At 75.3% G+C, this 9461-nt stretch carries 8 protein-coding genes and 1 pseudogene; 2 read left to right on the top strand and 7 right to left on the bottom strand.

The window, feature by feature from the left end:
- Nucleotides 1-212: pseudogene (locus tag Q6969_RS09450) on the bottom strand (hypothetical protein); the annotation flags it as partial.
- A 122-nt stretch (nt 213-334) separates the two neighbouring features.
- On the opposite strand from Q6969_RS09450, the gene Q6969_RS09445 reads away from it, so the two are divergent.
- Entirely contained in the window at nt 335-1048 is a 714-nt protein-coding gene (locus Q6969_RS09445; protein WP_396335532.1) for a DedA family protein, read from the top strand.
- Nucleotides 1049-1157: 109 nt separating this feature from the next.
- On the top strand, nt 1158-1874 hold the full coding sequence (locus Q6969_RS09440) for a hypothetical protein (RefSeq protein ID WP_317230207.1): 717 nt from the start codon (nt 1158-1160) through the stop codon (nt 1872-1874).
- On the opposite strand, the gene Q6969_RS09435 is transcribed toward Q6969_RS09440, so the two are convergent.
- The 6 genes from Q6969_RS09435 to Q6969_RS09410 all read right to left on the bottom strand — a co-directional run bounded on the left by Q6969_RS09435 (nt 1871) and on the right by Q6969_RS09410 (nt 9363).
- Complete coding sequence (locus Q6969_RS09435) at nt 1871-3559, bottom strand: long-chain-fatty-acid--CoA ligase (protein ID WP_317230206.1); 1689 nt, start codon at nt 3557-3559, stop codon at nt 1871-1873. The two genes, Q6969_RS09440 and Q6969_RS09435, sit on opposite strands and share 4 nt — an antisense overlap.
- Nucleotides 3560-3623: 64 nt before the next feature.
- Entirely contained in the window at nt 3624-4070 is a 447-nt protein-coding gene (locus tag Q6969_RS09430; protein ID WP_317230205.1) for an SRPBCC family protein, read from the bottom strand.
- A 56-nt stretch (nt 4071-4126) separates the two neighbouring features.
- On the bottom strand, nt 4127-5575 hold the full coding sequence (locus Q6969_RS09425) for an NAD(P)/FAD-dependent oxidoreductase (protein ID WP_317230204.1): 1449 nt from the start codon (nt 5573-5575) through the stop codon (nt 4127-4129).
- A gap of 9 nt (nt 5576-5584) precedes the next feature.
- Nucleotides 5585-6583, bottom strand: a complete 999-nt coding sequence (locus Q6969_RS09420; protein WP_317230203.1) for an SDR family oxidoreductase — start codon at nt 6581-6583, stop codon at nt 5585-5587.
- A 97-nt stretch (nt 6584-6680) separates the two neighbouring features.
- The gene (locus Q6969_RS09415) at nt 6681-8369 is read right to left on the bottom strand and encodes a long-chain-fatty-acid--CoA ligase (protein WP_317230202.1); all 1689 of its coding nucleotides are present in this window, start codon (nt 8367-8369) and stop codon (nt 6681-6683) included.
- Between the two features lie 64 nt (nt 8370-8433).
- Entirely contained in the window at nt 8434-9363 is a 930-nt protein-coding gene (locus Q6969_RS09410) for an oxidoreductase (RefSeq protein ID WP_317230201.1), read from the bottom strand.
- Nucleotides 9364-9461: the final 98 nt, after the last annotated feature.

The raw sequence follows: 9461 nt of genomic DNA, 5'->3' as shown, positions 1-9461 counted from the left end.
AACAGGCTCCCGCTCATCGCGACGGACGCGGCCGAGCCGTCGGCGTCGCCGACGACCGTGAGCGGCGCGTCCGGGGCCGCGGTGACGGGCCGCAGCACCTCGGGGGCGGCATCCTGGGCGGTGCACGCGCCGAGCCCGGCGACGAGGCCGACGGCGGCGAGGAGCGAGAGGGGGGTGCGGAGCGGACGGGGGAGGCGGGTCGGGGATGGCACCCGGCCACGCTACGCGACGGCCGTCCGGGGCGTCCGCGGTGCCGCGGGATGTCGCGTCCGCGCACCATCCGGCCGGCGCCGCGCCCGCGTCCTCCCAGGGCACGGCCCGGTACCGTGGACGGGTGACCGCCCTCCTGCCGCCGACCACCCTGCCGACGACCGCCATCGCGGGCCTCCACCCCGCCGCCGCGGGGAAGGACCCCCTGGAGGGCCTCGACGGGCTCGTGGGCACCGCCGCGCGCGTGATCGAGGCGCTCGGCGAGGTCGGCGTCGGCGCCATGACCTTCATCGAGACGGTGTTCCCGCCCATCCCCAGCGAGGTGGTGCTGCCGCTCGCGGGCTTCGTCGCGGCGACCGGCCGCATGAACCTGGTGCTCGTGATCGTGGCCAGCACGCTCGGGGCCTACCTCGGCGCCCTCCTGCTGTACTGGCTCGGGCGGAAGGCCGGGGAGGAGCGCACGATCCGCGTGCTCGCCCGGCTGCCGCTCGTCGAGCGCCACGACTTCGAGGTCGCGGCCGCGTGGTTCCACCGGCACGGCCGCTCGGCGGTGTTCTTCGGCCGGCTCGTGCCGGGCGTCCGCAGCCTCATCTCGCTGCCGGCGGGTGCCGCCGGCATGCACCTCGGCACCTTCAGCTTCTACACGATCGCCGGCAGCGGGCTCTGGAACGGAGCCCTCATCGGCCTCGGGGCCGCGCTCGGGAGCCAGTACGAGCTCATCGACCAGTACGCGCAGTACCTCGACTACGCGGTGTACGCGGTGCTGGGGATCCTCCTGGTCCTGCTCGTCGGGCGGGCCGTCCGCCGTCGCGGACAGCGGCGCCGCGCGGCGCGCTGACCCGGCCCCCATCCGGCTCCCACGGGTCTCCCCGGTGGGCGGAATACGGTGGCGACGGCCGACGCGGTCGGCGAGACGCGCCGATCCGGCCCCGGCGAGAGGCATGACGATGGGATTCCTGGACAGGCTCCTGGGCCGCGACGAGCAGCCCGACGACCAGCGCGCGCGGGCCTCCGCCCGCAGCGCTCCCGAGCGCAGTCCCGACGAGGTGGCCGTCGAGCGCTACCGCTACCTGCTCCGCACCGCGCCGCCCGAGCGCATCGAGGAGGTGCACGTCGAGGCCTTCCAGAAGCTGAGCCCGGAGCAGCGCGAGATCCTCTTCCGCCAGCTCAGCGCCGACGCGGCCGAGGGCGACGCCCCCGTCGACGACCGCCCGGAGTCCCTGGCCCGGTCGGCCACGCGGTCCGAGATGCGCGCCCCCGGCACCCTGGAGCGGACGCTCGGACCGCGCGGCGGCCTCGCGGGAGCGGGCGGCGGCATGGGCATGGGCGGCATGATCGCCGGATCCATGCTCGGCACCATCGCGGGCGTCGTGGTCGGGTCGGCGATCGCCCAGGCCCTCATCCCCGACGGCGTCGGACAGGACCAGGCCAGCGCGGACGCGGACGCGGGAGCGGACGGCGGCGAGGCGGGGGCCGACGATGCCGGTGCGGGCGATGCGGGCAGCGGCGACCCCGGGAGCGGCGACCCCGTCAGCGGCGAGTTCGGGAGCGGCGACTTCGGCAGCGGCGACTTCGGGAGCGGCGACTTCGGCGGCGCGGACCTCGGCGGCGGCTTCGGCGGCGCGGACCTCGGCGGCGGCTTCGGCGGCGGCGACTTCCTCTAGCCGCCCGCTACGATCCCCTCGCGCACCTTCCGCCGCAGCACCTTGCCGAGCAGCGAGGTGGGCAGCTCGTCGAGCACCACGATCCTGCGCGGCACCTTGTAGGCCGTCAGGCGCTCGCGGAGCGCGGCGCGCGCGGCCGCCTCATCGAGGGTCGCGCCGTCCTCGAGCACGACCGCGGCGACGACCTCCTCGTCCCCGCCGTCGCGCGGGATGCCCACGACGGCCGCGTCGCGGACGCCGTCGAGCTCGCGCACCGCGTCCTCCACCTCGGAGGGCGACACGTTGAAGCCGCCGGTGATGATCAGCTCCTTGATGCGGTCGGCGATGCGGACGAAGCCGTCGGCGTCGATGGTCACCACGTCGCCCGTGCGGAACCAGCCGCCCTCGAGCAGCACGGCGGCGGTCTCCTCGGGTCGGCCGTGGTACCCGCGGAACACCTGGGGCCCGCGCACGAGGAGCTCGCCGGGCTCGCCCGCCGGCCGGTCCGCGGACGGGTCCTCGGGATCCACGACGCGGACCTCCGTGTTCGGCAGGGGGAGCCCGACCGTCCCGGCGCGCCGCGTGTCGCCCACGGGGTTGGCCATGAGCACGGGGGAGCACTCGGACAGGCCGTAGCCCTCGACGAGCCACCCGCCGGTCTGCTCCTCCCACGGCACCACGACGGACTCCGGCAGCGCCATCGCCCCGGAGATCGAGATGGAGATGCCGGCCAGGGACACGCCGTCCGCCGCGGCGGCCTCCCGGAGACGCGCGTAGATGGGCGGCACGGCCGGCAGGAAGGTCGGCGGGTGGCGGCGGATCGCCTGCAGGACGAGGTCGGGCTCGAACCGGGGGAAGAGCACCAGGCGGGACCCCATGCTCATCGCGAACGTGAGGCACAGCGTCAGCCCGTACGCGTGGAACATGGGCAGCACGGCGTAGACGACGCTCGTGCCGCGGGGGATGGTGGGCACCCAGGCCCGCGACTGGGCGGCGTTGGCGCTCAGGTTCCGGTGCGTGAGCTCGGCGCCCTTCGGCGCTCCCGTCGTGCCGCTCGTGTACTGGATCACCGCCAGGTCCTCCGCCGACGGCCGCGGGTGGTCGGCGGCGAGCGGCTCCGAGGCCGTGATGCCCTCCCAGCGCGTGGTCCCGGTGACCTCCGCGGCGATGGCCGCGCGCGCCGCGCGGGCCCTCGGCACCGGCAGCCGGAGCAGCACGCGCGTGCGGAACGGCATGGCGCGCGTGACGTCGACGGACACGATGCGCTCGGGGCGCACGGCGTCGGGCAGGGCCTGGATGGTGGCCACCGACCTGTCCCACGCGATCACGGTGCGGGCGCCGTGGTCCTCGAACTGGTGCTGGAGCTCGCGGGGCGTGTAGAGCGGGTTGTGCTCCACGACGACCGCGCCGAGGCGGAGGACCGCGTAGAAGGCCACCACGTGCTGCGGGCAGTTCGGGAGGACGATCGCCACCGGGTCGCCGGCGCGCACGCCCAGGTCGTGCAGGCCCCGGGCGGCGCGCGCGATGTGCGCGCCGAGCTCCCGGTAGCTGGTCTCCGCGCCGAGGAAGTCGAGCGCCGTCCCGTCGGGGAAGCGCAGCACGGACTGGTCGACGATGTCGACGAGCGAGCCCTGCGGGAGGTCGATCTCGTGCGGGACGTCGGGCGCGTAGCTGGCCAGCCAGGGCCGGTCGGTGGGGATGGTCACCCCTCCCACTCTAGGTCGCGGGCGGGCGCCGGCCGGTGTCGCGGGGGCGACGGGCGGGGGCGGATCAGGACCGCCCGGCGTGCCGGCCCTCGGCGAGGTACGCCAGGCGGCGGAGCGTCTCGACGTTCCGGGCGTGCAGCAGCAGGTCCATGAGCGGTGCGGGCACGAACCGCCCCGGACCGCGCACCGCGCGCTCGGTCATGCGCACCTCGCAGCCGTCCGCGAGCGTCCGCACCTCGACCGTCACGCGCGCCTCGCCGAGCGGCCAGCCCTTCGGCTGCATGACCATGCGCCGGGGCGGGTCCCACTCCAGCATGGTGGTGGCGTCGTCGATGAGCACGGGCCACGAGCCGAAGGAGTGGTGCAGCCGCGAGCCCGATGCCGGCCACGCGTCGTCCACGGCGCGCATGCGGGACGCACCGACCACCCACGCGGGGAACAGCCAGCCGTCGGAGAGGACCTCGGCGACGTCGGACGGGGAGCAGCGCATGCGGCGACGGGTGACGGACATGCCCCCAGTCTGCCGCGGACGCTCAGGCTGCGGTAATCCGAAGGTGGGACGCGCGGCTACAGCCCGAGATCGGGCCCGCGGTCCATGCCGAACTCGTGCCGGAGCGCGCTGCGGGCCGCCTGGTACCCGGCCATCCCGTGCACGCCGGGACCGGGGGTGGCGGAGCTCGAGGCGAGGTAGACGCCGGCGGCGGGCGTCCGCCACGGATCCGGCGAGAGCACCGGGCGCGCGAGCAGCTGCCACACGGTCGCGGCGCCGGCCGCGATGTCGCCGCCGATGTAGTTGGGGTCGTGCTCCTCCATGCCCACGGCGTCGATGCTCGAGGACGCGAGGATCAGGTCCCGGAAGCCGGGCGCGAACCGCTCGATCTGCCGCGTGATGGCCTCGGTCTGGTCGACCGTCGATCCCGCGGGCACGTGCGTGTAGGCCCACAGCACGTGCTGCCCCGCGGGCGCGCGTCCGAGGTCGACGACGGAGGGCTGCGCGACCAGGACGTACGGGTCGTCGCTGTGCCGTCCCGCGGCGACGGCCCGCTCGGCGGCCTGGATCTCGGCGCGGGTGCCGCCCACGTGCAGGGTGCCGGCGCCTCGGAGCGCGGGGTCCGTCCACGGCACGGGCCCGGACAGGGCGAAGTCGACCTTGGAGGCCGCGTTCCCGTACCGGAACCGGCGGATGGCCCGGAGGTAGCGCGCGGGCAGCCGGTCGCCCGCGATGCGCGCGAGGGCCCGGGCGCTCGTGTCGAGCAGCACCGCGCGGGCGGGCGGCAGCTCGTCGAGCGAGGAGACCTCGGATCCGGTGACGACCTCGCCGCCGTGGGCGCGCAGGTCGTCGACCATGGCGTCGACGATGGCCTGGCTGCCCCCGACGGGCACCGGCCAGCCGCGCGCGTGCGCGTACGTGCCGAGGGCGAGCGCGGCGGCGGCGGTGGAGATGCTCGGCATGGTCTGGATCGCGTGCGCGGCCACCCCCGTGAACATCGCGGGCGCGACGTCGCCACGGAAGCGCGCGTCCCAGAGCGGCGAGCCCTGCTCGAGCGCGCGGAGCCCGAGGCGGATCGCGGTGGGCGGGTGCCGGGGCACCTGCAGGAGCGGGCCGTTGGTGAACTGCGCGACCCGGTCGGCCTCCGCCGCGAGCGGGCCCATCAGCCGGCGCCAGGCACGGCCGTCCACGCCGAGCGCGTCCACCGTGCGATCGAGGTCGCGGTAGGCGACGCCCGACCGTCCGCCGTCGAGGGGATGCGCGTAGGAGATCTCCGGCACGACGAGGTCGATGCGGCGGTGCAGCTGGAAGGCCCGGAAGAAGCCCGAGGCGAGCGCCATGGGGTGCACCGCTGAGCAGATGTCGTGGTGGAAGCCCGGGAGCGTGAGCTCCGCGGTGCGGCTGCCGCCGCCGATCGTCGCGGCCCGCTCGTGCACCTGGACGCGGAGCCCCGCCCGCGCCATCGTCACGGCCGCGGCCAGCCCGTTCGGTCCGGAGCCGACCACGATCGCGTCGATGTCACCCATGGTCCGAGGCTAGCGGCGTCGGAGCGCGACGGCCCCGGCGACGATGCCGGAGAGCGCAGCCCCGGCACCGAGCGCGACGGCCGCGGCCCGATTGCGGACGAGCCAGATCTGGGGGCTCATGGTGCGGGCCCGGTCGCTGAAGATGCCCCGGGCGCCGTGGTCGCCCGGGGTGGGCGAGTACAGGTTCGTCGGCAGCATGGGCTGGGTCTTGTCGGACGCCTGCTGGCCCGAGTAGCCGACCTTCGCGAGGTAGCCGTCGAGCCAGTTCGCGACGAAGCGGTTGCCGAGGACGGTCTTGACCGTGGGCTCGCCCACCCAGTTGCGGCGCTTGGGCCTGTCGGCGACCGCGGCGATGGCCTGCGCGCCCACCTCGGGCTCGAAGATGGGCGGCACGGGCTGCGGGTGGTGCGGGAGCTGCGACTTGACCCAGTTGAACTGGATGGTGTTGAGCGCGGGCATGTCGACGGTGGAGATCCGGACGGCGCTGCGGTTGTGGATGAGCTCCGTCGTGACCGACTCGGTGAAGCCCTGGACGGCGTGCTTCGCGGCGCAGTACGCGGCCTGCAGCGGGATCCCGCGGTGGGCGAGGGCGGATCCGACCTGGATCACGTGCCCGCGGTCGCGCGGCACCATGCGGGACAGCGCCGCGCGCGTGCCGTTGACGAAGCCGAAGTAGTTGACCGCGGTGGCGCGCTCGAAGTCGGCCGGGTCCGTGCTGAGGAACTCGCCGAAGACGCCGACCATGGCGTCGTTGACCCACAGGTCGATGGGGCCGAGCTCGGCCTCGACGCGGTCGGCGGCGGCCTCCACGGCCAGGCGGTCGGCGACGTCGGTCGGGATGCCGAGACCGCGGCGCCCGCGGGACTCGATGTCGGCCACGGCGCCCGCGAGGCCGTCCTCGCCGCGGGCGAGCACGGCGACGTCCCAGCCGCGGTCCGCGAGCTCGCGCACGGTCGCGCGGCCGAGCCCGGCCGATCCTCCGGTGACGACGGCGATGCCTCGGGTCATGGTGCTCCTCAGATCATTGGTGCACGAACGGTGCACCTCCACCGTAGGGCCGCCGGCCGGTCGGGCCCGCACCGGGGAGCGTGCTGCCAGGCGGCGGTCAGCCTTCGCGCTGCAGGTCCTCGCGTACCTGGCGGCGGAGCACCTTCCCGATGAGCGACGTGGGGAGGGCCTCGACCCGCACGACCCGGCGGGGGACCTTGTAGGCGGTCAGGTGCGCGCGGCAGTGGGCGCGGATGGCGGCCTCGTCGAGGGTCGCCCCGGGCTCGAGCACGACCGCGGCCGTCACGTCCTCGCCGCCGTCGGACGACGGGAGTCCGACGACCGCGGCGCCCTGCACGCCGGGGGCGCCGCGCACGACGTCCTCGACCTCGCTGGGGGAGACGTTGAAGCCGCCCGTGATGATGAGCTCCTTCATCCGGTCGACGATGGTCGTGAAGCCGTCCGCGTCGACGCGCACGATGTCGCCCGTGCGGAACCAGCCGCCCTCCAGGAGCGCCGCGCGCGTCTCGTCCGGTCGACGCCAGTAGCCCTGGAATACCTGCGGACCGCGGATGAGCAGCTCGCCCTCCTCGCCGGGTGCCCGGTCCACGGTCGGGTCCTCGGGATCGACGACGCGCACCTCGGTGCTCGGGAACGGCACGCCCACGGTCCCGGGCCGCCGCGACGGGCCGATCGGGTTGCCGAGCGCGACCGGCGAGGTCTCGGTGAGGCCGTAGCCCTCCACGAGGTACCCGCCCGTCAGGCCCTCCCACAGCTCGACGGTGGAGACGGGCAGGTTCATCGCGCCGGAGATGGCGAAGCGGACGCCCGACAGGTCGACGCGCCTCTGCGTCGCCCCGCGGGCCAGGCGCTCGTAGATGGGCGGGACGGCGGGCAGGAACGTCGGCGGGTGCTTGCGGGCGGCGGCGAGCACGAGGTCAACGTCGAACCTGGGGAAGAGCACGAGGCGCGCGCCGATGCTCATGGCGAACGTGAGGCAGAGCGTGAGGCCGTAGGCGTGGAACATCGGCAGCACGCCGTAGACCGTCTCGCCGCCGTCCGCGAGGCCGGGGACCCAGGCCCGGCCCTGCATGGCGTTCGCGTGCAGGTTGCGGTGGGTGAGGACCGCGCCCTTGGGACTCGCGGTCGTGCCGCTCGTGTACTGCAGGATCGCGACGTCGTCGAGCTCCGGACGCGGCCGGGACGCGGCGATGCGCCGGTGGCCGACGAGCTCCTCCCAGGTCGTGGTGCCGGAGACGGGCGTCGTGATCGCGGCGCGGGCGCGGCGTGCGGCCGGCACGGGGAGGCGGAGCTTCAGGCGGGTCGCGAGCGGCATCGCGGCCGGCAGGTCCACCGAGACGATCGTGTCGACGGGCACGTCCCGCGGCATGTCCTGGATCGTCCCGACGACGGTGTTCCACGCGATGACCACGCGGGCGCCGTGGTCCTCGAACTGGTGGCGGAGCTCCCGGGGCGTGTACAGCGGGTTGTGCTCGACGACGATGGCGCCGAGCCGCAGCACCGCGTAGAACGCGACGATGTGCTGCGGGCAGTTGGGCAGCACGAGCGCCACGCGGTCGCCCTTGCGCACCCCGAGCCGGCGCAGCCCCTCGGCCGCGCGGCTGATCTGGTCGCCCATCTCGCGGTACGTCGTCTCGCGGCCGAAGAACTCGAGCGCGACGGCCTTCGCGTGCCGCTGGATGGACCGCTCGACCATGTCGACGAGGGATCCGATGACCGGCGGGATGTCCGCCGACACCCCGTCCGCGTAGCTGCGTACCCAGGGCCGGTCGGCGTCGATGCTCATGTCCCCACCATAGGGAATGCGCCCGGGCGGAACCCGGGCGCATCGGCCGTGCATCGGTCGTGGGCTAGGCCGGGTAGCCGACCCCGGTCAGCTGCTCGGACGCGTCCCAGAGGCGGCGCGCGAGATCCATGTCCTTCGACCAGGGGCTCGACGCGGCCAGGTGCGGCATGCCGCTCATGCCGCCGGCGCCCGCGGGGCCGTAGTAGTCGCCGGGGTGGACGCCGAGGCCCGTCGCCGCCTGGATCTGCGGGAGGGCGCCCACGCGGACGTCCTGGCCCTGCGCGGCCGGGCCGAAGCGGGCGGCCAGGTCGCTCATGGCGCCCTTCGGGCCGGATCCCGGTCCGTTCTTCGCGAGGTTCGTGGAGGTGACGCCCGGGTGGGCGGCCGCGGCGGTGAGGCCCCACCCGCGCTCGTCGGACAGCGCCTGCAGGCGGCGCATGAACAGCAGGTTCGCGAGCTTGGCCTGGCCGTACGCGGCCCACGGGCTGTAGCGACGCTCCGACTGCAGGTCGCCGAACGCGATGCGGCCCATCCAGTGCGCGAGGCTCGAGACGACGACCACGCGCGGCTCCTCCGCGGCACGCAGCGCCGGGAGCAGCAGCCCGGTGAGGGCGAAGTGGCCGAGGTGGTTGGTGCCGAGCTGGATCTCGAAGCCGTCCGCCGTCTCGCGGCGGTCCGGCGGCGCCATGACGCCCGCGTTGTCGACGAGCACGTCGATCGGCCCGCGCTCCCGCTCGCGGTCCGCGAAGGCGCGGACGGAGGCGAGGTCGGCGAGGTCGAGCGAGCCGACCTCGACGTGGACGCCGGGGTGGCGGTCCCGGATGGTCCCGGCCGCCTCCTCGCCGCGCTCCGGGTCGCGCGAGGTGAGGACGACGGACGCGCCGGCCGCGGCCAGCCGGCGGGCGGTCTCGAGGCCGAGGCCGCTGTTGCCGCCGGTGACGACGGCGCGCTTCCCGTCGAGCGGGCTGATGATGATGTCGGTGGGACGGGGCACGCGGACTCCTCCTGGGGGTGGGATCCCCACGCTAGCCGCCGCGGCCGGGCGTCGCCCGTGCGGCCGGTCGCGACGGCGCCGGACCGGCAGGCGGTCGC

The sequence above is a fragment of the Clavibacter sp. MX14-G9D genome (assembly GCF_032917815.1).
GTDB lineage: Bacteria > Actinomycetota > Actinomycetes > Actinomycetales > Microbacteriaceae > Clavibacter > Clavibacter michiganensis_K.
This window is presented reverse-complemented; position numbering and strand designations above follow the sequence as displayed.